The following is a 21,700-nucleotide window of genomic DNA, read 5'->3' as shown; positions in this document are numbered from 1 at the left end:
TGCCAAGAACTATACTTTAATCAATAAAAGGTTATTAATAAGGTAATGCTATAAAAAGAAAATATGTGATTATAATGTAAGTATACCAGATATTCTTTATTTAGATAGAGAAATAGATTATAATAAAGTTAGCTAAATAAGAATAACTATTATTTATTGATTATATAGAGAAAAATGAGGAGGACAAAGGATGAAATGTATTTCATGGAACGTTAATGGTTTAAGAGCAGTCGTACAAAAAAACTTTATGGAATTTTTTAATGAGGTAGATGCAGATATTCTTTGTTTACAAGAAACAAAGATGCAACATGGACAGTTAGAGTTAGACTTACCAGGATATCATCAGTATTTTAATTATGCTGAGAAAAAGGGTTATTCAGGCACAGCTATTTTTACAAAGCAAGAGCCATTAGAAGTGAAGTTAGGGCTTGGTATCCCAGAATTAGATACAGAAGGTCGTGTAATCACACTAGAATTTGAAAACTTTTATTTTGTAACAGTTTATACACCAAATGCACAATCAGAACTTGCACGTATTGATTTTCGTATGATGTGGGAAGATGCTTTTAGAACCTATTTAGTAGAGTTAGATCAAAAGAAACCAGTTATTATTTGTGGTGATTTAAATGTAGCTCATCAAGAAATTGACCTTAAAAATCCTAAAACTAATAGAGGGTCAGCAGGTTTCTCAGATGAAGAGCGCGGGAAATTTACAGAGCTTTTAGCAAGTGGTTTCACAGATACTTATCGTCATTTTAATCCAGACCAAGAAGGGGCTTATACTTGGTGGTCTTATCGTTTTAAAGCAAGGGAGAAAAATGCAGGGTGGCGTATTGACTACTTTTTAGTTTCTAATCGCCTTCAAGAACAAGTTGAAACAGCAACGATTTACAATGAGGTTATGGGTTCAGACCATTGCCCAGTAGGAATCGAACTTAAATAAAAAGAATATAGATATGAGAAAAGAGGTCATAGAGATGACCTCTTTTAATTTTATAAAAAATTTAAATATGTTTTATTATTATAAGATGAAAGCGGATAAGGAAATGTTATAATAAGTTATAAAGTTAAATAGGAGTGATAGATGTGAATGAAGAATCTAATAAAATAGATAAAGAATCACACCAAGAAGTGAAAGATAAAATAATAGAAGAAAATGAAATAGAAGAAGAGATAAGAGAATTAGAAATAGAAAATGAGTTAGAAGAGGAAAAACAAGGACAAAAACGATTAAAAAAACGAATCATTGCATGTGTTTGTAGTTTAATGATTATACTGCTTTTGATACCTTTTTTTGAGTATTTAGTGCCTCAAAATAATGGGGAAAATGTAAAGGAAAGTTTAATTGATTTAACAAATTTGTATCCATCAAGTAATGCATGGGAGAAAGCTTATAAGCAAGTTACTCAAGACATTACAAGCTTTACAAATTATGAAGGCCAGCTAAAAGATGAAAATAAGTTACTAGAATGCTTAAAACTAGATGAACAAATCAGTAGGAATATTCATCAATTATCTGTTTACACAGTATTAAAGACCAGCCTAGACCAGTCTGACCAACAGGCCTTGGGACAAAAAGGAAAGATAGGGCAGCTACTTTCAGAGTATATACAAAAGAGTGAATTTATACTATTAGAATTAGGTGAATATGGTTTAAGTGATATAGAAGCATTACAACAAAAGGAAGTTTTTCAACCTTATAAAAAAATTTTAGAAGCTGCAGTAGAAATCTATGAAGAAGGTCTAGATACAAAGAGCTATACCTTTTATGTGAAAATGATGACCATGCTAGAACAGATAGATACGGTGTACGAACAAATTTTATATGCTGATAATGGAGAGGTTAAAGGGAATATAGACTATGTTAAAAGGCTTAGGGAAAAACAATATAGCTTAGCTGCTCTTTATAATATGGAAGTATCTAAAGAAATAATCTTTAGTGAAGCATTAGGATATGACAATATTATAGAGTATCTAACAGATAAGCAAGGTGTTGATTTAGAAGTCTATGAAACAGCAAAAGAAGAAATTATGAAAATGCAACCCCTATTAGAGCGTTATTTAGAAATAAGAAAAAAGTTGAGTTTAAGCTATTCTCAAGATACTTATCATTATAACAAGGTACCTACCTTAATAGAGGAAGCTTATGGGTTATTTGGTACTGCATATACAGATGTTGCAAGAAGAGCTTTTGAAGAAAATTGGATAGATCCATTTAAAGAAGCGTATAAAATAGATGGGGCATTTACAATAGGAAGTTATGATACGCATCCTTATGTTATTTTAAACTATGAGGCTACGCCCTATGGACTAGGTGTTGTTGCTCATGAATTAGGACACGCCGTACACTATGAATTAGCAAGAGCAAATCAGCCTTATAATACATGGAAAACAGATATTTTTGCTTCAGAGATTGCCTCTTTAACGGCAGAAAAGAGTGCTTATGAAACGATGTACCAGAAAGGGACAACCAATGAGCAGAGGAAGCAAGCTTTAATTCTAAAGGCAGACAGTTTAATGAATAGCCTTTTCTATCAAATGGTTATAGCAACCTTTGAAGAAAAAGCATATACTCTTGTAGCAGAGGGAGAAAGCCTTACGGCAGATCGTCTTAATAGTTTATGGAAAGAAGCAAATAGAATTTATTTTGGAGAAAGTAATCCGATTGAAGGAGAATGGGCAAGTATTTCTCATATCTTTGAGAATTTTTATACTTTCCAATATGCTACGGCATCAGTAGCATCGGAAATTATTATAAGTGAAGTTATTAAAGGAAATGAAGAGATGCAGACCAATTGGATGCACTTTTTAGAAAGTGGAGGAAATAAGACAGGTTATGAGTTAACAAAAGAAATATTAGGAATGAATTTAGCTAGTCCAGAATATTATGAAAGGGTAGCAGATCATTTTGAAGCATATATTGATGAGCTTGAAACGTTTACAAAGTGAGTGCAGCATATTCTTTGAGATTACAGGGAAGACTCCAAGGATGATTGGCTTAAATTCAGACAAGACTACAAACTAGTAAAGAAGCTTGTTGAAAAATAACGGATACAGTGATAGATTAGAGGGTATATCAAACACTCGATAAGGAGAAAAAGCATGAGTGGAGCATTTATAAAACAAATACTAAAAGGGACAATTATTGGAGTAGCCAATATTATTCCTGGGGTAAGTGGAGGAACACTTGCAGTATCTATGGGGATTTATGATCAAATCATAGAGTCCATTACACAATTTTTTAAACAACCGAAAAAAAGTATTATTACACTTCTACCTTATGGGATAGGAGCAGTCATAGGAATAATAGGATTATCATTTTGTATTGAATGGCTTTTTAAATATTTTCCATTAGCTACTAACTTATTTTTCATAGGGCTTATTATAGGTTCGCTACCTATTTTGTATAGGAAGGTTCAAGGGCAAGGTAAAAAAGGAAGCCATATACTAGCTTTTCTTATAATGTTCGCAATGGTAGTAGGTATGTGCTTTATGAAAGATACAAAACCAACACAAGAGGTTTTAAGTATTAGTTTAGGTGGAGGTATTGAACTATTCTTTGTTGGCGTTATAGCTGCAGCAACAATGGTTATACCAGGAGTAAGTGGATCTATGATTTTAGCACTTATGGGCTTTTATTTACCTATTATAGAAACCATTAATAGTTGTATTAAAAGTTTAGTAATTTTTGATTGGGCTACATGTATTACTACAGGAATTACATTAGTACCATTTGGGTTAGGTATTGTTATTGGAACATTCCTTATTGCAAAGATGATAGAGTTCCTATTGAAGCGATGTGAGACACTGGTATATTGGGCAATTATCGGACTAGTAGTAGGCTCACCTATTGCGATTCTCATCACATCAGGAGTTGTTGTAAATGGTATATTTAGTTTAGTGACAGCAACTTTATGCTTTATACTAGGTAGCTTCATTGCATATAATTTAGCTCAGTAGCTTTTGGGTTATTCCTAAAAGGATATAGGGGTTTATTTCTTAAATGGTTAAAAAGAGCTAAAGACTTTAATTTTTGTATTAAGATGTCGGTTATGATCTAGACAATAGATGGAATCGGGTATTTGAGCTAATATAGGTATTAGACTTAAATAGAAATAGTATAGAAGGTATAAAAATAATAGATCGTATAGACGAAGTAAAAAACACAGAGATCAAGGAATAATCTCTGTGTTTTTTTGAAATGAGGAACGAAATGGAATAGGATTGGGAAAGTTATATCAATTAGAGAAAGAATCATCTTGTACATAAAGGTAACGTACTTTATCTACATTTAACTTAGAGGAATGAGTAGCTTTTTCTCTATTTTCAAAGAAGGTTTGAGCTACTTTAGGGAATAGAGCATAGCTTAAAACATCTTCTTCTGAGAGAGCAAGCGTACCAATTTCTTGGCGATACTTTGCAAGTTCAGGCTCAATTAAATCAGCAGGACGACAAGTGATGAGGGGAATATCACCAATTGCCTTAGCTCTTACTTCAGGATTGACAGGAGCAGGTACTTTACCATATTCACCACGAAGCAAGCCTTTAGATTCTTTTGTAAATACTTTGTAGCGTTCCCCAGATAAGACATTAAGTACAGCTTGAGAACCAACAATTTGACTTGTTGGAGTGACAAGAGGAGGATAACCAAAGTCTTTTCGGACACGAGGGATTTCTTCCAAGACTTGGTAGTATTTATCTTGAGCTTTTGCATCCTTAAGTTGAGAAATGAGGTTGGATAGCATGCCACCTGGAACTTGATAGAGGAGGGTGTTGGTATCAACAGATAGAACCTTTGAATCAAGGTAACCTTCTTCTTTAAGCTTAGCTGCTACGGTACGAAAATGGCTAGCAGCTAGGCTTAATTTTTCTAGTGAAAGACCCGTATCATAATCAGTACCTTTTAAGGTAGCGACAAGTGACTCTGTGGCGGGTTGAGATGTACCATTTGCTAAGGGAGAAAGGGCACAATCTACAATATCAACACCTGCTTGAATAGCTAAAAGATAAGTCATATCACCTGTACCCGTTGTATTATGTGTGTGTAGATGAATGGGAATAGAGAGATTTTCTTTAAGGCGTTTGACTAAGTTATAAGCTTCAAAAGGTAGGAGTAGATTTGCCATATCTTTAATACAAAGTACATCAGCTCCTTTTTTTTCTAGCTCAATAGCTAATTTAACAAAGTAGTCTTCATTATGAACGGGACTAGTTGTGTAACTTATGGCAGCCTCACATATACCACCATATTCTTTAACACATTTCATAGCCATTTCCATATTTCTAGTATCATTTAAAGCATCAAAAATACGTACAACATCAATACCATTTTCAATAGATTTCTTACAGAAAGCTTCTACTACATCATCTGCATAGTGTTTATAGCCCAGTATATTTTGCCCACGTAGTAGCATTTGAAGTTTAGTATTAGGCATATGTGCCTTAAGGGTACGTAGGCGTTCCCAAGGATCTTCATTTAAAAAACGCATACAAGCATCAAAGGTAGCACCGCCCCAACACTCAAGGGACCAATAGCCTATCTCATCTAACAATTTACATGCAGGAAGCATATCTTCTATACGCATACGTGTAGCGGCTTGAGACTGATGTGCATCTCTTAAGATTGTATCTGTAATATAAATTTTTTGACTCATAAGTACCATCTCCTTTAACCGAAAAGTGCAAGTAGAACACCTGCAGCAATAGCAGAACCAATAACACCAGCTACATTTGGACCCATAGCATGCATTAATAAGAAGTTACCAGGATTTTCTTTTTGACCAACTACTTGTGAGACACGTGCTGCCATTGGAACAGCGGATACCCCTGCTGAACCAATAAGTGGATTGATCTTATTTTTAAGGAAGAGATTCATAAATTTAGCAAGAAGCACACCACCGGCAGTACCAATAGCAAAAGCTGTTACGCCCATAACCAGTATCTTAAGTGTGGAAGTACTTAAGAAAGTAGACGCAGTTGCAGTTGCACCTACAGAAATGCCAAGGAAGATGGTAACTACATTAATAAGTCCATTTTGTGCTGTTTTGCTTAAACGGTCTACAACACCACATTCTCTAAAAAGGTTACCAAGCATTAATGTACCTACTAAAGGTGTAGCAGAAGGTACAAGAAGCGCAATGAATATGGTTACGACAAAAGGAAAGACAATCTTTTCCATTTTAGAGACAGGACGAAGTTCTCTCATTTCAATTTGTCGTTCTTTCTTAGTTGTTAAGGCTTTCATAATAGGTGGTTGAATAACGGGCACGAGGGCCATATAAGAATAGGCAGCTACTGCAATAGGGCCAAGTAGGTGAGGCGCAAGTTTGGTTGTAACAAAGATAGCAGTAGGACCGTCTGCACCACCGATAATACCAATAGAGCTTGCTTCAGCAGGTGTGAAACCTAAATATCTAGCACCAACAAAGGTTAAGAATATACCAAGTTGGGCAGCAGCTCCTAGAAGGAGGCTTTTGGGATTAGCAATAAGTGGGCCAAAGTCTGTCATAGCACCTACCCCTAAGAAAATAAGGCAAGGATAAATACCTAGTTTTACACCTAAATATAAAAAGTCTACTAAACCTGGCGTAATACCTGAGTGACCTCCAAATAAATCCCAATGCACATAGCCATCTGCAAATAGAATTTCATGATACATTTCGGCACCAGGTAAGTTAGTAATCAACATACCAAAAGCAATGGGAAGAAGCAAAAGCGGTTCAAAGCCTTTGACAATAGCCAGATAAGCTAAGAAGCAAGCGATAAAGAGCATAATAATGACTTTAGGATCTTCCATAATAAGAGAAAAACCTGATTGATTAAGAAAATTTATAAAGGTTTCCATTGTATGTATCTCCTTTTAGATAAGTACTATTGAATTTCACAAAGGAGTGTACCAGATTCCACTGTTGCTCCCTTTGTGAAATGAAGTGCACAGATTTTACCATCTTTAGGTGCAAGAATTTCATTTTCCATTTTCATGGCTTCAAGAATCATAAGTGTATCACCTTTTTTGACAGTTACACCAAGGGAAACATTAATGGCTAAAAGCGTACCAGGCATAGGGCTAGTAATTTTAGTCACAGAGGAATTAGTAGATGGGGTAGGACTTACATTAGATGGTGAGGTTGAAGAGGCACTAGAAGTAGAGGAGATGTTTTGAGAAGGAACTTCACCAAGGAGTTCTACAGTGATTTCATAATCAGTTCCATTAACATTAACTTTATACTTTTTCATAGCATGACACCTTCCTTATAGTTTTTTAATAGAAACAATTCGAATACCGCTAACTTCTTCGCCTAAATCCTCAGCAATAGCACAAGAGACAGCAGCAACAAACTCTTGATGATTTGGAATAGACGAAGAAGCTGATGGAGTAGATGGAGTAGGAGCGGGAGGAGTATGGGTGGGCTGAACTTTTTGACATAAGAAGCTCATCAGCATACAAAGTAGAATAATACAAATTAAGCAAGCGAATACAGTTCCCATCCCCATAAGGCATACAAATAAATTTGAGGGTTCCATAGAATATCTCCTTTTATAAAAATGTATTATGGTATAAATTTAACAAGATTAGGATAGCATCACTTTCAAGGGTATACAATAATAAAACCCCTTTCTTAGCAGAATCTTAGCAAGAAAGGGGAAAGTATTATGGATGAATATCTTCTTCAATCATTCTGTAACCTACACCGATTTCAGTAAAGATGAATTCAGGTTCAGCAGGATTACGCTCCATTTTACGTCTAATATTGGCCATATTTACACGTAAAATACGATTGTTTGTATCGGTATAAGGCCCCCAAATATGGGCCATAATGGTATCATAAGTTATGACTTTACCTGAGTTTTCGGCAAGTAGTAATACAATTTTATACTCAACTTGAGTGAGGTGAATGTCTTGGTGATCAATAAGCACTAATCGTTTATCAAAATCAATTTCCAGCCTACCAGCTTTAAAAAGATGGGAAGTCATATGAGAGGAGGAAATGGTTTTATGACTATGACGAATGGCTGTACGGATACGTGCTAAGAGTTCAGAAGTACCAAAGGGTTTTGTAATATAGTCATCAGCACCTAGATCTAGAGCATCTACTTTATCTTTTTCTTGTGTACGTGCAGAAATAATAATAATAGGAATATGAGACCAACTACGTACATATTGAATCAATTCCATGCCATCTCTGTCTGGTAAGCCAAGATCAAGTAGTATAAGGTCAGGACAATGAGAAGCAATAAGTGCTAAAGCTTCAGAACCTGAATAAGCCTTAAAGGTTTTGTACTCTTGGGCTATCAAAGTAGTACAAATAAAGTCACAGATATTCTTTTCATCCTCTACAACTAAAATAGATAATTTATTAGGCATGATTAGGCCTCCTTTGGAAGTTTAAAAGAGAAGGTAGTGCCAATTGCATTAGGTGTTACCCAGAGCGTACCATTATGTGCAACAATGATTGTTTGACAGATGGATAATCCAATACCAAATCCTTTTTTTGAATCAGGACTAGATGTGTTTAAGGAATAGGTACCATCAAAGAGATGGTCAATATGTTCACTATTAATACCTATGCCATAATCTCGAACATGAAAAATAGCAGAGTCTGTATCATGATCAACTGTACATTCTATAGGTTGGGTTGAATGTGCATGAATAATGGCATTTTCTAAAAGGTTGATAAGTACTTGTTCAATTAACATAGCGTCCATAGGAATCATCAAGAGTTCATCAGGCACTTTAACTGTAATAGATGCATCTGGAATCCGCTTCTTTAAACGAAAAATAGCTTCAGAAAGAACTTCTTCAACAGGCTCTAGAGACTTAGTAACCGTTGTAGAATTGTTATGTATACGGGTAACAGATAGAAGGTTTTCAACCATATTTAAGAGCCAATGTGCATCTTCATGAATATGTTGTACAAGATCTAATTGTTCATTAGGTTTTAGGCGTGCTTCATGCTCTAGGTAAGTAGAGCTAGCACCAATAATGCTTGTAAGAGGTGTACGTAAGTCATGTGATACAGCTCTTAATAAATTAGCACGCATTTTTTCTTTTTCAGCTTCTAATAAAAGTTTCTCTCTTTCATGAATAATACGTGACTGAGTTTTCATATGAGAAGTCGTCGTACTTGTAATAAGTGCAATAGTAAGCATACCCATAAAGGTTAAAGGATACCCCTTTAAAGAAAAGTTAAGTTCGTAATAAGGATATGTGAAAAGGAAGTTAACACATACTACACCAACTAAAGAGGCTACAATACCAGGCCAGTAATGGGTGGTGAAACGTGCAATAAGAACAAGTGCAAGAATATATAAAATAGTAACATTAGCTACATTTTGGGTGACTAGATGAAAAAAGAAAGAAAATCCAGTGGCTGAAAGAAGTAATGTAGCAGTTATACAAAGATTGTATAAAGTTTCTTTAAGCTTTGAATTAAACATAAAACATCTCCTATCTTAATGATGATTAATTATACAATAATAAATAAAAAAGACAATAGCTTAGGACTGCTAAGAAACTGTTAAGAAGTTAGACAATCTATTGAGCAATAAGGAATCAGATGGTAAATTATAGAACATATATAAATAACACTCGCGAAGGAGAGAAATAATGAGTGGAGCATTTGTTAAACAAATATTAAAAGGTACCATCATTGGCGTAGCCAATATTATTCCGGGGGTAAGTGGTGGAACACTTGCAGTATCTATGGGGATTTATGATCAAATCATACAAGCCATTACACAATTTTTCAAGCAACCTAAAAGGAGTATTACAACCTTACTACCTTATGGAATAGGAGCAGTAGCAGGGATAATAGGATTGTCATTTTGTATAGAATGGCTTTTTAAATACTATCCATTAGAAACAAATTTATTCTTTATTGGACTTATTATAGGTGCATTACCTATTCTATATAAAAAAGTTAAGGGAAAACCAGTAAAAGGAAATTATATACTAGCTTTTTTAGTTATGTTTGTCATTGTAGTAGGAATGAGTTTAATGAAAGAAACGAGTACAACGCAAGAGGTCTTAACGATGAGTATAGCTGGAGGGATAGAGCTATTTTTAGTTGGTATTATAGCTGCAGCGACAATGGTTATCCCTGGAGTAAGTGGTTCTATGATTTTAGCACTTATGGGTTTTTATTTACCTATTATAGAAACTATTAATCATTGTATAAAAGCATTAATCCATTTAGACTGGGTAACCTGTATTGCCTCAGGAATGCCTCTTGTTCCATTTGGAATAGGTGTAGTTGTTGGGATTTTTCTTATAGCTAAAATAATAGAATTCCTTTTAGAACGATGTGAGACATTAGTATACTGGGCTATTATAGGGCTAGTAATTGGATCACCTATTGCTATATGGATTACATCTGGAGTAGTTGTAAATGGTATCTTCAGCTGGATTACAGCGACCCTATGTTTTGTATTAGGGAGTTTTATTGCCTACAACTTAGCCAAGTAGCCTCCTGTCCCTATTACACTCCTCAGGAATGTAATAGGGACAGGAGATATATAACCAAGGTCGTATAAGCAAGTGGAGAGCTATAAATCGTTATTCTACTTGCTTATTTTGTTTTTTAGAGCCGCTTGGTTTGAGAGATGGTTTATGCTTTAATGAGTAGAAGACTGTAGCTTTCAACATACTATACAAAAAAAGGGACCATATCTATGGCCCCTTTTATATTTTTCTAAACTTCTTCCATTTTAATACCAAGTTTTTTCTCATATTCTTTAACCGTTGCTAAATCTCTTGGTGTCAGAATCGAAAGAGAAGTCCCCTTGTTATGTCCTCGTGCACAACGACCTGCACGGTGAAGATAGTCATGAGCACTTGGTGGTAAATCCATGCTAAATACATGTGTGATATCTTGGATATCTAAACCACGAGCAGATAAGTCAGAAGATACAAGTACTTCTAATTTACCACTTCTAAATTGGTCTAAAGTTTGTTTACGCTGTTCTTTTGTTTGTGATCCATATAAGCCACCAGCAAGTTTGCCATGGTAGTTAAGTTTTTCTACAGCAACTTCAACTTCGTGGTTATTGTTAAGGAATACAAGTGACTTTGTTGGGTTTTGAATATTAATCATCTTACGTAGTGTTTCGAACTTTTTACGGAATTCAGTTACAGTATAAAGATGAGTAATGTTTGGATTTAAAATCGTTTCTGTACATGCATTAAGCATAACAGGCTCTTTCATAAATTCTTTAGCACTAGTTAGTGTGAAAGGATTAATAGTAGCAGAAAAGAGCATGATTTGAGTATCTTTCATTACTGCTTTAATAATATCTTTAATAGGGTGACTTTGATTTTTATCTAAAAGGTTATCAGCTTCATCTAAAACAATTGTTTTAATGGTATGAGCGGTAATCTTTTTCTTTTTCATAAGGTCTAAGATACGACCCGTTGAACCTACAACAATGTGTGGTTTATTCTTTTTAAGCTTTTCAATTTGTTTTTCAATATTCATACCACCCATAATGGTTAGGCTAGTAATGCCAGCATTAGATCCTTCATTAAGAAGTCTAATTTGCTCTTGAATTTGCATAACAAGTTCATGAGTAGGGGCTAAGATAAGTGCTTGTGTTTGTCTTAAAGATGGATTAATTTTCTCAAAAAGAGGAAGTAAGAAGGCAAGTGTTTTGCCACTTCCAGTATGTGCTTGAGCAATTAAATCTTTACCTTCTTTAGCCACTGGTAGCACTAAAGATTGAATTGGCATAGGTGATGTAATATTTTGTTTTGAAAGGCCGTTGATAAGTTCTTCAGATACGCCTAAGGCCTGAAATGTATTTTCCATAGTTGTGTATGCTCCTAGATTCAAAAATTTTACTAAATCCTATTATACACATTATAGTGTATGAGGGAAAGGACATGTTTACTCAAAAAGATATTTAAGAATATCAATATAATCATGAATCTTTGTTTGATTTAAGATAAAGTAGACTTTATTTTGTTCTTTTTCACAGCTTATAAGTTCTAAACTGAGTAATGTTGAAACATGATGAGAAACGGTTGCATTACTAATACCAAGTCGTTCAGCTAGCTGGCTTGCATAAAGACGTTCCTCTTTTAAGTAGCGTAAAATATCTAATTTACTAGAGTCGGCAATAGCTTTAAGAAAAGGTGTAAGATCCATTTCTTGCTTAACATAAGCATTACGTATTTCTATTAATCTACTAATATGAATGCCAAAGACAAGATGATCATAAGCACCAGCACCTAGAAAGTTTTCTAAGGTAAGGCTATTATAGGCACTAAGAGAAGGATAAATAATCATGTTACTATCAGGTGGTAAGGCAATATTCAAAGCATTTTTAAAATAGTCTATACCTTGTTGTTTAAGTGTTGCATCTAAAGCAGTAACAAAAGTATTTACGAGAGGCTTAGCTTCTTCTAGAAGTGGTGCAATAAGTTGGGCGGTTTCTTGTAGCACTTGGTACAATTCTGTAAGCAAGGTATCATACTGATAATAAACAAGTGTAATATGATATTTCTCTAAATCTGAAAGTTGCCTTAATTGCTCTATAAATTGAAACAGTTCCCTTTCGGTTTTTAAAGTAAAGGCATTAAAATCAGTTTTTAAATTTTCTAGAGAAGTACTAAGTAAAACAATTTGTTTTAAAAACTCAAAGCGTTCATCATCCGATAATGTCTTTAGATGTATCTGTAAAGCTTCAAAAGAAGTATCTAATGAAGGATAGAGAAAAAGGTTAGCAATACATTGCCCAGGATCTTCCCAATGTTTGAAAAAGAAGAGAAGACGTTCTTTGGTACAAGGGCAGTGTTCTTTTACAAGGTCATATAATTTACAAGGCAATGCTATCATAGAATCAAATTCTGCTTTTAACTCTGGATTATTTTTTAGAAGTGGCGCTTCTTTTTCTTTAGGATTAGATCCATTTGCTACCATGTTAAGTGCAAAGTAAGCTTCTAAAATAGGACTTAGTGTTTCGTGTAAGGTATAGTTCAATGATGTCACCTCTTATAATTCTCTTATAGTTTTGTTTAAACACATTATAATAAAGAGTATCATACCAAATAATCCAGTAAATAGAAAGATTTGATTAACATGCATCACTTTTGCCATGCCTGCAAAAATGAATGACCCAATAGGCGTTGCTAGCATAACCATACTGTTAAATAAAGAGCCAATACGTGCTAAATAGTTTTCTTCAACATGTTCCATAAAAGATACATTAACCGCTAAGCTAATAAGAGAGCAGCAACATCCAACGAGGAAAAGAAGAAGGATTAAGAGTCCCCAAATAAGCCAAAGTGGAAGATGTGGTCCATTAATAAAAAGTCCAACAAATAAAATCATCATAATAAACCAAGAGAAAAGAAAAAGCTTATAACGTTTAACTTTATTACTAATAAAAGGATACAAATAAGAGCACATTGTCATACCAACGGTTAAAGAAATACTTGCTACCGAGAGAGCAATAGCATCTAGTTGTAGACTTTCATTGATATAGGCAGCTTGTAAAGATCCAATGGGGAAGATAACAACATTCATAAAGCTCCCAATAGCGCAGATAATGAGGATAAGCTTATGACCTTTAAAATATGTAAGCCCTTCTTGGAAGTCTTTCTTATAGCTTGAAAAGTTAATTGTACTTTTATTAGAAGTATCTACATCGTTTTTCGTTTTTAAGAAGCAAAGAATAAGACCTGATAAGAAGAAGGTAATAGCATCTACAACGAGAGCACCGCTAGTTCCCCCAAAGCCAATGATGACACCAGCTAACGCCATACCAATAATTTGAGAGACTTGGGATGCCGACTGATTCAAAGAAGTGGCAACGGTGTACTTCTCTTTAGAAATAATTTTAGGGTAGATTGCCATACTTGCAGGTAAGCCAAAGGCTTCTAAAGTTGACATTAAGAAAGTACATATGGCAAGGGTCCAAGGGGAGAGTTCTCCAAATAAGAAAAGCATAGCAATGAGAAGAACGAGTAAACCACGACCAAAGTCTGTAAGAACCATAAGCATTTTTTTGTTGATGCGTTCAACAAGTGCACCAGCGAGTGGCTGAAAAAGAATAGTAGGGATAGCATTAATCCCCATGATAATAGCTAACCAGCTAGCAGAACCTGTAATTTCATAGGCCATCCAGCTAAATGCAATGGCATCTACAGAATCTCCGAAACGGCTAATATTATGTGCGATGAAAAGTTTCCAATATTCCTTTTCACCTTTTAATGCTTTGTAAGAATTATTGATGTTCATAAAAACACTCCTTTAGATGAATATCTAATATTATGTGATGAGTATAAAATAAATTTAGATGATAGTCAAATTTAAATTTAGATTTTGGTGAAAAGGCATAGATAGAATAAAAAACTAGGGATATTGCATTAGGCAATATCCCTAGTTTTTATGTGAATCAAGTGATTTAAGATTCTTCAGTTTGAAGTTGTTTAAATGATCGTCTAAAGAGGTATAAGGTGTAGACTAAAGTAACTGCTTCACTAAAGAATACTGTAAGCCAAATACCTGCTTCTCCTAGTATAGAAGGAAGGAAGACAATACCTACGATAATGAAAGCCATTCCTCTAAGGAAAGAGATAAGAGCGGATGTTTTGGCATCTTCTAGTGCAGTAAAGTATGCAGAACCTAAAATGTTGATACCGTTGATGAGGAAGGCTAAACCATAAAGTTTAGTAGCCCATACAGTCATCTCAATAAGCTCAGGATCATTTGGTGCAAAGAGTAAAATAAGTGGTTTTCCAAATAAGAAGAGTCCACCTGTACAAATAATTCCAATAACGAGCATAACCTTAAAGGCTAAACGATTCAGTGCAATAATTCTCTCACTATTGTTAGCACCATAGTTATAGCCTGTAATCGGTGCAATACCTGTTGCAATTCCTAGAAGAAGTGCAACAACTAATGATGTTACATAAGTGATAATAGAAAAAGCAGAGACACCTACTTCACCTATTTGTTTTAAAAGTACAATATTGAAAATATAAGTTGAAAAAGCAACGGCAACTTCTGTTAATGCCTCGGAAGAACCATTATAGAAGAAACGTCCAATTTTCTTAATATCTATTGTACATTTAGTGAAATGAAGAATGTTAGATTTCTTGAAATATGGGAAGAAAGCAAGTAGGAATGAAACCATAAAAGCCAGTCCTGATGCAAATGCAGCACCAAAGACTCCCATGCCAAGTACCATAACAAATACATAGTCAAATACAATATTTAAGACAGAACCAATAACATTACAAAACATAGAATAATTAGGTTTACCCATATTACGAATACCGTTTGCAAGTAAGCCACCACCTGTAAATACAGGAACAAAGATACAAAGAATAACCAGGTATTCTTTAACCATAGGCATAAGTTCATCTGTTGCACCTAAGGCACGGCAAATAGGTTCTAAGAAAATAATTGTAATGAGTGAAACGGTAATAGATAAAGCCATTAATGTATAAAAAGCTAAACTAAAAGTTTTGCAAGCTTTATCTGCATGCCCTTGACCCAGTTCAATAGCAACAATAGTATTTGCACCAGCAGAAACCATAATACTAATAGCCATGGCTACACTGAAAAATGGCATAGCTATATTAATAGCAGCTAAGGCACTAGGCCCTACTGCTTGCCCTACGAAAATGCCATCCATCACTATGTATATAGAGAAGAAAAGCATAGCAATAATACTAGGAATTGAATATTTCAAGAAGAGTTTCCCGATGCGTTCGGTTCCAAGTTCTAAAGTATGATCCATCTGATAACCCCCTTTTAAAAAATTTTGCTCATCTTAATAGAATAAACCTTGGAGTAAGTCTAAGGTCAAGGTTTTTTTGCTAATTTTTAATGGGAATGAAAACTTCATAGTATTCAACAGGTAATTCATCATGATGCTCAAAGGCAATACAACGAGCAAGAATATCACCGTTTAGAGTCAGTTCATGCTTTTCTAAATAGTTACGAATAAGTTCAAAATCTTCTTCTAAAATGGTTTCACCAATAGTTAAAATTGTACGAAGACATAAAGTGGGCTTGAGATAACTATAGTTTTTAGGATAGTGATAAAATCTTTGTTCATCAGCAAGACCGCTTACAACTAATAAGTCAAATTGATTGTTAGTAGAAAAGGTATCTTTTGAAATAAGAGCAGAAAATACAGGGGCCTTAATATAAGGGGCCTCTTCCATTTCAGTCATAATATTCGAATAATTAGGGTCAAACTCTGAAGATAGGGTCTTATAAACAAAAGAAGGGCTCATAATACAATCGATTTTTCTAAAATGCTGAGGTACCTTTTCAATATCTTCTTTGAAATAGTGTAGCTTAGATTTTAGATGTTGTAACTTTGCAAGACGTAAGTCTATAATTTGTTCTTGTCTTTCTAGAAGCTGCTTGAAACTTTCTAGAGAATTATTACATATGAGTAATTTGATTTCTTCTAATGGTAATTCTAGATCCTTTAAAACGAGAACATAAGTCAGTGTAAGAAGGTCTTCCTTTGTATAGTAACGATAATTATTTTGTGTAGACTTTTTTGGACTCACAAGCCCTAATTTATCATAATAGCGTAGCGTATCTTTACTTATAGGTAGGAGCTTTGCCACATCTCCAATTAAATAATGTTTCATCATTCACCTCAAATTTAGGCTTTAATTTTAAGTAAAACTTTTGATTTTAGAATACAAAAACAAGAAAAAAATTGCAAGCAAAGCTGTAAATGATAATTATTCTTAAAAATTTATTGACAATAGTTATCAACTAAGTGTATACTCACTAAGTGAAAAGAATTATCAATATCGAAAGAGACGGAACAAAATAATGAAACGTTTTCTATTAATTATACTTATGATTACATTATCTTTAGCATCACTTTTGATTGGTGCTACCAGTTTAAACACAGATGTATTCATTATTAGTCGTTTGCCACGTCTTGTGAGTTTGATTATGGCAGGAGTGGGAATGAGTATTAGTGGACTTATCATGCAACAATTAAGTCGCAACAAATTTGTATCACCTACAACTGGTGCGACAATAGATGCTGCACAGTTAGGAATAGTTATTGCAATGGTTATGATACCAGGTGCAACAATAGCTTTTAAAACAGGGATGGCATTTATTTTTTCACTTGTTGGTACAGTAACATTTATGGTTATTATTCGTAAAATAACCTTCAAAAATGTAGTGTTTGTTCCATTAGTAGGGATTATGTTTGGGAATATTATTGGATCTATTACCACTTTTATTGCTTATAAGTATGACATTATGCAAAATGTAAGCGCTTGGATGCAAGGTGATTTTTCTATGATTTTAAAAGGAAACTATGAGATGCTTTATCTTTGTATACCACTTGTAATGATTGCATTCATCTATGCAAATCATTTTAATATTGCTGGTATGGGTGAAGACTTTGCAACCAACTTAGGGGTGAACTATAACCGTATTTTATATATGGGATTAGGTGTTGTAGCACTGGTAACAGCAAGTGTTGTTATTACAGTTGGAAGCATTCCTTTTATAGGACTTATTGTTCCTAATATTGTTTCGCTTTATAAAGGTGATCGTATAAAAGGAACGCTTATTGATACAGCATTAATTGGAGCAGTATTTTTACTTGCTTGTGATATAGTAGGGCGTATTGTGATTTATCCTTATGAGATTTCAATAGGACTTACAGTAGGTGTAGTGGGAAGCGTTATCTTTTTATATTTAATTTTAAGGAGGAAAAACTATGCAAGCTAAACGTAAAATAGGTTGGCTCACAGGGTTACTCATCGTTGGCATTGTATTATTCCTCTTTGTGGGAGTGGAATGGTCATATTTTGACTATGCCATGAAAAATCGTATTCCTAAAGTATTTGCAATGCTACTTAGTGCCTTTTGTATAGGTGGTGCAACAGTAGTGTTTCAAACCATCAGTAATAATCATATTTTAACACCAAGTATATTAGGGCTAGATTCCCTTTATGTATTAGTTCAAACCTTTATCGTTTTTGTACTAGGTTCAACTAGTCCACTTATTGTTAACAAACAATATAATTTTATGATTGCTTTAACTGCTATGATCTTTGCTTCAGTTGCACTATATAAAGTGCTTTTTGAAAGAGGTAAAGGCGATGTCATGTTCTTACTTCTTGTGGGGATGATCTTTGGAACTTTGTTTGGAAGCCTATCATCCTTTATGCAACGTGTAATTGATCCAAATGAATTTTTAGCTTTGCAAAATAATTTATTTGCCAGTTTTAATAACATACATACATCTATTCTTACTATAGCAATTATTATTATGCTTTTACTCATTCCGTTTGTATGGGATGACTTAAAATACTTAGATGTTATGACATTAGGAAGAGACCATGCAATTAACTTAGGGGTTGATTATGATAGGATTGTGAAAAAATTAATAGTGGTTGTTACTATCCTTATCTCCATTTCAACCGCTTTAATTGGACCGATTACTTTCCTTGGGCTATTAGTTGTAAATGTGGCAAGACAAATTTTAAAGACGTATAAACATAGTTATTTAATACTAGGTTCAATGATGCTTGGCGGTATTACCTTACTTTATGGGCAGTTGATTGTTGAACAAGTATTAGGCTTTACAACAACTTTAAGTGTAGTTGTGAATTTAATAGGTGGTCTGTACTTTATCTACCTTTTATTGAAGGAGAGTAAACAAACATGAAAATATTAAACCTCATAAAAAAATACGGCAAACAAACAGTAGTAGAAGAGGTCTCTGTAACTATCCCAAAAGGTCAAGTAACATCCTTTATTGGCCCTAACGGAGCTGGTAAAAGTACAGTGCTTGGAATGATTACAAGACTCATTGCTAGAGATAATGGTGAAGTTATGTTAGATGGACAAGCACTAGAAGCCTATAAGAGCAACGACTTAGCGAAAAAGTTAGCTATACTTAAGCAATCTAATCATCATCACCTTAAGCTCACTATTCGAGAACTCGTAAGCTTTGGGAGATTCCCACATTCTGCAGGTCGTTTGACACCAGAAGATGAAAAGCAAATAGATGAGGCAATTCATTATATGGAGCTTACAGATATAGAACATAAATATTTAGATGAATTAAGTGGGGGCCAAAGACAACGTGCTTATATTGCAATGGTTATTGCCCAAGATACAGAATATGTTTTATTAGACGAACCTCTTAATAATCTGGATATGCACCATTCAGTAAAAATGATGCAAGTCATTAGAAAGTTAGCTCATGAGTTAGGTAAGACCGTGATTATCGTTATGCATGATATAAACTTTGCTTCTTGCTATTCTGATTATATTGTTGCTTTTAAAAAAGGTCGTGTAGCAGCAGCAGGTAAAACAGAAGAAATTATCAAAAAACAAGTTTTAGAAGAAATTTATGAGATGAATTTTGACATTCATAGTCTGAATGGACAAAACATCTGTGTGTATTATTAATAAAAAGAAAGAAAAGAGGGATTTAGAATGAATAAAAAAGTAGGGATAATTGTAGGAGGTATTATTCTCCTTATAATAGCAGGATTTGTAGCATTAAAAGGTATGGGAGGCACAGCCTCAGTAGAAGGAGCAGGAGATGAAGCTGAAATTTTAACAGTAACACATACTTTAGGAGAAACTCCTGTAGCTAAAAATCCTAAAAAAGTTGTTGTATTTGAACTTGGTATTTTAGATGCACTTCAAGAACTTGGATTAGAAGAAGTTGTTGCAGCAGTCCCAACAGATAGTTTAACATCATATCTTGAAGGTTTTAACACAGAAGATATTGTAAATGTAGGTTCAGTAAAAGAACCAGATATGGAAAAAATCTATGGCGTACAACCAGACCTTATTATCATTGGTGGTAGACAAGCAAGTTTATATGAAAAATTAAGTGAGATTGCACCTACTATTTCTATGGCAATAGACAATACACAGTACATTAATTCATTTAGAGATAACATGACACTTGTTGGTGAACTTTTTGGTGTAGAAAAAGAAGTTGAAGTAAAATTACAAGCATTAGAAGAAAATATGGCTATTGTAGCTGAAAAGGTAAAAGAAGAAGATGCAAATGCTCTTATTACACTTGTAAATGATGGATCAGTTAATGCATATGGAAACAACTCACGTTTCTCATTCATTAATGATTTAGGATTTGGCAATGTTGATACAACATTAGAAGATGCAACACATGGACAAACGATTTCATTTGAATATATTTTAGAGAAAAACCCAGAATTCTTATTTGTCCTTGATAGAGGAGCCATTATGGGCGATGCAACACCTGCTAAAGAAATTATTGAAAATGAACTTGTCAAAAAGACACAAGCTTATGAAAAAGGACAAATTGTATACTTAAGTCCTGAGCCATGGTATTTATCAGGTGGTGGATTTACTTCTACACAACTTATGTTAGAAGATATTGCAACAGCAATTGGTGCCAAGATTCAATAATGCGAAAGGATTAATATTGCGAAACCAAGAAAATATGCTATAATAACGTGTAGACAACTTTATACACCTTGAAGGGGAGTAGCTACACTATTTATAGTGATAATTAGTCGTCATGACAGTACCAAGTTGGTACTCGGTTAATTAACAAGAACGATCTTGATGCAAGACCTTCAGAATAATAAGCTAGCTTTGTGCTACCTATTATTCTGAAGGTTTTTTTATGCTACTTGACTTAAAGAGGAAACAGGAGGGATAAGGCGATGGATTATATTTTATTATTAATTGGTTTTGTACTTTTAATTAAAGGTGCTGATTTCTTCGTAGATGGTGCATCTTCTATTGCTAAAACATTAAAAGTACCTGCACTTATTATCGGTTTAACAATTGTAGCTTTTGGAACAAGTGCTCCAGAGCTTGCAGTAAGTATTACATCAGCTATGAAAGGACAAAACGGTATTGCTGTTGGGAACGTAGTTGGATCAAACATCTTTAACGTTTTAATGGTAGTTGGGGTATCCGCTATGATTTGTCCTTTAGTTGTTAAAAAGTCTATTTTAGTTAAAGAATTCCCATTTACAATTCTTGCTGGAATAGCATTATTCATTATGGCAATAGATACAGTATTAGGAAGTGGATCAGCTAATATATTATCTCGTACAGATGGAATCATGTTACTCATCTTCTTTGGTATTTTTATGTACTATTTAATTGAAGTTGCTCTTCAAGCTAGAGCAAATGGTGAAGAGGAAGAAGAAATAGAAGGCATGCCTCTTTGGAAAGGCATTGTATTTTCATTAGGTGGTATTGCAGGGATTGTTATTGGTGGAGATATTGTTGTAGATAGTGCAACCAATATTGCTCTTGCATGGGGAATGAGTGAAACATTAGTAGGTCTTACAATTATTGCAGTAGGAACATCATTACCTGAACTTGTTACATCTATTGTAGCGGCAAGAAAAGGTGAAAGTGATATTGCATTAGGTAACGTTATTGGTTCTTGTATATTCAATGTCTTCCTTATTTTAGGAGTATCTGCAACGATTAATCCAATTGAACTGGGTGGTGCAATCTTTACAGATATGTTTATTATGATTGTTATTACAGTTGTAACTTACTTCTTTGCTATGAGTAAACGTATTAATAAAGTTGAAGGTGGCATTCTTGTAGCAACTTATGTAGCATATATGGCTTATATTATTGTGAGATAATAATGTAGTAAAGTTAGGTATATATATTAATATTTGTTTATAAGTAAAGGGATGTATTGAAATGACTTAGTCATTTCA

The 21,700-nt window shown here is 34.1% G+C and carries 20 protein-coding genes; 9 read left to right on the top strand and 11 right to left on the bottom strand.

Features of this window, described 5'->3' with window-relative positions:
- Positions 1-190 precede the first annotated feature (190 nt).
- The 3 genes from BN2390_RS18985 to BN2390_RS18975 all read left to right on the top strand — a co-directional run bounded on the left by BN2390_RS18985 (position 191) and on the right by BN2390_RS18975 (position 3,960).
- On the top strand, positions 191-943 hold the full coding sequence (locus BN2390_RS18985) for an exodeoxyribonuclease III (RefSeq protein ID WP_053985865.1): 753 nt from the start codon (positions 191-193) through the stop codon (positions 941-943).
- A 143-nt stretch (positions 944-1,086) separates the two neighbouring features.
- Positions 1,087-2,949, top strand: coding sequence for a M3 family oligoendopeptidase (locus tag BN2390_RS18980; RefSeq protein WP_053985864.1), 1,863 nt, complete (start codon positions 1,087-1,089; stop codon positions 2,947-2,949).
- A gap of 153 nt (positions 2,950-3,102) precedes the next feature.
- Positions 3,103-3,960: a DUF368 domain-containing protein gene (locus BN2390_RS18975; RefSeq protein ID WP_053985863.1), complete on the top strand. Its 858-nt coding sequence runs from the start codon at positions 3,103-3,105 to the stop codon at positions 3,958-3,960.
- A 278-nt stretch (positions 3,961-4,238) separates the two neighbouring features.
- Here the strand turns inward: BN2390_RS18975 and BN2390_RS18970 are convergent, their stop codons facing one another.
- The 6 genes from BN2390_RS18970 to BN2390_RS18945 form a co-directional block, all read right to left on the bottom strand.
- Complete coding sequence (locus BN2390_RS18970; RefSeq protein ID WP_082238870.1) at positions 4,239-5,663, bottom strand: oxaloacetate decarboxylase subunit alpha; 1,425 nt, start codon at positions 5,661-5,663, stop codon at positions 4,239-4,241.
- Positions 5,664-5,668: 5 nt separating this feature from the next.
- A complete protein-coding gene (locus BN2390_RS18965; protein WP_242847728.1) occupies positions 5,669-6,796 on the bottom strand; it encodes a sodium ion-translocating decarboxylase subunit beta in 1,128 nt (375 codons plus the stop codon).
- Between the two features lie 74 nt (positions 6,797-6,870).
- A complete protein-coding gene (locus BN2390_RS18960) occupies positions 6,871-7,236 on the bottom strand; it encodes a biotin/lipoyl-containing protein (protein WP_053985860.1) in 366 nt (121 codons plus the stop codon).
- Positions 7,237-7,251: 15 nt separating this feature from the next.
- Complete coding sequence (locus BN2390_RS18955) at positions 7,252-7,524, bottom strand: OadG family protein (protein ID WP_053985859.1); 273 nt, start codon at positions 7,522-7,524, stop codon at positions 7,252-7,254.
- A 127-nt stretch (positions 7,525-7,651) separates the two neighbouring features.
- Entirely contained in the window at positions 7,652-8,365 is a 714-nt protein-coding gene (locus BN2390_RS18950; protein ID WP_053985858.1) for a response regulator, read from the bottom strand.
- A gap of 2 nt (positions 8,366-8,367) precedes the next feature.
- Positions 8,368-9,438, bottom strand: coding sequence for a sensor histidine kinase (locus BN2390_RS18945; RefSeq protein WP_053985857.1), 1,071 nt, complete (start codon positions 9,436-9,438; stop codon positions 8,368-8,370).
- A 169-nt stretch (positions 9,439-9,607) separates the two neighbouring features.
- Between BN2390_RS18945 and BN2390_RS18940 the strand changes: the two genes are divergently transcribed.
- The gene (locus tag BN2390_RS18940) at positions 9,608-10,465 is read left to right on the top strand and encodes a DUF368 domain-containing protein (protein ID WP_053985856.1); all 858 of its coding nucleotides are present in this window, start codon (positions 9,608-9,610) and stop codon (positions 10,463-10,465) included.
- Positions 10,466-10,691: 226 nt separating this feature from the next.
- On the opposite strand, the gene BN2390_RS18935 is transcribed toward BN2390_RS18940, so the two are convergent.
- The 5 genes from BN2390_RS18935 to BN2390_RS18915 all read right to left on the bottom strand — a co-directional run bounded on the left by BN2390_RS18935 (position 10,692) and on the right by BN2390_RS18915 (position 16,615).
- Positions 10,692-11,804 carry a DEAD/DEAH box helicase gene (locus tag BN2390_RS18935; RefSeq protein WP_053985855.1) on the bottom strand — a complete coding sequence of 371 codons (1,113 nt, stop codon included), beginning with the start codon at positions 11,802-11,804 and terminating at the stop codon, positions 10,692-10,694.
- Positions 11,805-11,882: 78 nt separating this feature from the next.
- Positions 11,883-12,977 carry an ArsR/SmtB family transcription factor gene (locus tag BN2390_RS18930; RefSeq protein ID WP_053985854.1) on the bottom strand — a complete coding sequence of 365 codons (1,095 nt, stop codon included), beginning with the start codon at positions 12,975-12,977 and terminating at the stop codon, positions 11,883-11,885.
- A gap of 12 nt (positions 12,978-12,989) precedes the next feature.
- Positions 12,990-14,237, bottom strand: a complete 1,248-nt coding sequence (locus tag BN2390_RS18925; RefSeq protein ID WP_053985853.1) for an MFS transporter — start codon at positions 14,235-14,237, stop codon at positions 12,990-12,992.
- Between the two features lie 166 nt (positions 14,238-14,403).
- Complete coding sequence (locus BN2390_RS18920) at positions 14,404-15,744, bottom strand: MATE family efflux transporter (protein ID WP_053985852.1); 1,341 nt, start codon at positions 15,742-15,744, stop codon at positions 14,404-14,406.
- Between the two features lie 79 nt (positions 15,745-15,823).
- The gene (locus tag BN2390_RS18915) at positions 15,824-16,615 is read right to left on the bottom strand and encodes a helix-turn-helix domain-containing protein (RefSeq protein ID WP_053985851.1); all 792 of its coding nucleotides are present in this window, start codon (positions 16,613-16,615) and stop codon (positions 15,824-15,826) included.
- A gap of 190 nt (positions 16,616-16,805) precedes the next feature.
- On the opposite strand from BN2390_RS18915, the gene BN2390_RS18910 reads away from it, so the two are divergent.
- The 5 genes from BN2390_RS18910 to BN2390_RS18890 all read left to right on the top strand — a co-directional run bounded on the left by BN2390_RS18910 (position 16,806) and on the right by BN2390_RS18890 (position 21,622).
- Positions 16,806-17,726, top strand: coding sequence for an ABC transporter permease (locus BN2390_RS18910; protein ID WP_053985850.1), 921 nt, complete (start codon positions 16,806-16,808; stop codon positions 17,724-17,726).
- Positions 17,716-18,669, top strand: a complete 954-nt coding sequence (locus tag BN2390_RS18905) for an iron chelate uptake ABC transporter family permease subunit (protein ID WP_053985849.1) — start codon at positions 17,716-17,718, stop codon at positions 18,667-18,669. Before BN2390_RS18910 ends, BN2390_RS18905 begins: the two co-directional genes overlap by 11 nt.
- Positions 18,666-19,418 (top strand): iron ABC transporter ATP-binding protein, encoded by a 753-nt coding sequence (locus tag BN2390_RS18900; RefSeq protein WP_053985848.1) that lies wholly within the window; start codon positions 18,666-18,668, stop codon positions 19,416-19,418. Before BN2390_RS18905 ends, BN2390_RS18900 begins: the two co-directional genes overlap by 4 nt.
- A gap of 27 nt (positions 19,419-19,445) precedes the next feature.
- The gene (locus BN2390_RS18895) at positions 19,446-20,414 is read left to right on the top strand and encodes a siderophore ABC transporter substrate-binding protein (RefSeq protein WP_053985847.1); all 969 of its coding nucleotides are present in this window, start codon (positions 19,446-19,448) and stop codon (positions 20,412-20,414) included.
- Between the two features lie 260 nt (positions 20,415-20,674).
- Entirely contained in the window at positions 20,675-21,622 is a 948-nt protein-coding gene (locus tag BN2390_RS18890; RefSeq protein WP_053985846.1) for a calcium/sodium antiporter, read from the top strand.
- Positions 21,623-21,700 lie beyond the last annotated feature (78 nt).

Source organism: Niameybacter massiliensis, assembly GCF_001282685.1.
Taxonomy (GTDB): Bacteria; Bacillota; Clostridia; order Lachnospirales; family Cellulosilyticaceae; genus Holtiella; species Holtiella tumoricola.
This window is presented reverse-complemented; position numbering and strand designations above follow the sequence as displayed.

Excerpts from the sequence above, each read along its gene's own strand:
- BN2390_RS18895 (WP_053985847.1), top strand. The coding sequence starts at position 19,446 with ATGAATAAAAAAGTAGGGATAATTGTAGGAGGTATTATTCTCCTTATA.
- BN2390_RS18985 (WP_053985865.1), top strand. The coding sequence starts at position 191 with ATGAAATGTATTTCATGGAACGTTAATGGTTTAAGAGCAGTCGTACAA.
- BN2390_RS18950 (WP_053985858.1), bottom strand. The coding sequence starts at position 8,365 with ATGCCTAATAAATTATCTATTTTAGTTGTAGAGGATGAAAAGAATATC.
- BN2390_RS18970 (WP_082238870.1), bottom strand. The coding sequence starts at position 5,663 with ATGGTACTTATGAGTCAAAAAATTTATATTACAGATACAATCTTAAGA.
- BN2390_RS18925 (WP_053985853.1), bottom strand. The coding sequence starts at position 14,237 with ATGAACATCAATAATTCTTACAAAGCATTAAAAGGTGAAAAGGAATAT.
- BN2390_RS18960 (WP_053985860.1), bottom strand. The coding sequence starts at position 7,236 with ATGAAAAAGTATAAAGTTAATGTTAATGGAACTGATTATGAAATCACT.
- BN2390_RS18905 (WP_053985849.1), top strand. The coding sequence starts at position 17,716 with ATGCAAGCTAAACGTAAAATAGGTTGGCTCACAGGGTTACTCATCGTT.
- BN2390_RS18945 (WP_053985857.1), bottom strand. The coding sequence starts at position 9,438 with ATGTTTAATTCAAAGCTTAAAGAAACTTTATACAATCTTTGTATAACT.
- BN2390_RS18935 (WP_053985855.1), bottom strand. The coding sequence starts at position 11,804 with ATGGAAAATACATTTCAGGCCTTAGGCGTATCTGAAGAACTTATCAAC.
- BN2390_RS18975 (WP_053985863.1), top strand. The coding sequence starts at position 3,103 with ATGAGTGGAGCATTTATAAAACAAATACTAAAAGGGACAATTATTGGA.
- BN2390_RS18940 (WP_053985856.1), top strand. The coding sequence starts at position 9,608 with ATGAGTGGAGCATTTGTTAAACAAATATTAAAAGGTACCATCATTGGC.
- BN2390_RS18900 (WP_053985848.1), top strand. The coding sequence starts at position 18,666 with ATGAAAATATTAAACCTCATAAAAAAATACGGCAAACAAACAGTAGTA.
- BN2390_RS18890 (WP_053985846.1), top strand. The coding sequence starts at position 20,675 with ATGGATTATATTTTATTATTAATTGGTTTTGTACTTTTAATTAAAGGT.
- BN2390_RS18955 (WP_053985859.1), bottom strand. The coding sequence starts at position 7,524 with ATGGAACCCTCAAATTTATTTGTATGCCTTATGGGGATGGGAACTGTA.
- BN2390_RS18910 (WP_053985850.1), top strand. The coding sequence starts at position 16,806 with ATGAAACGTTTTCTATTAATTATACTTATGATTACATTATCTTTAGCA.
- BN2390_RS18915 (WP_053985851.1), bottom strand. The coding sequence starts at position 16,615 with ATGAAACATTATTTAATTGGAGATGTGGCAAAGCTCCTACCTATAAGT.
- BN2390_RS18920 (WP_053985852.1), bottom strand. The coding sequence starts at position 15,744 with ATGGATCATACTTTAGAACTTGGAACCGAACGCATCGGGAAACTCTTC.
- BN2390_RS18965 (WP_242847728.1), bottom strand. The coding sequence starts at position 6,796 with ATGGAAGATCCTAAAGTCATTATTATGCTCTTTATCGCTTGCTTCTTA.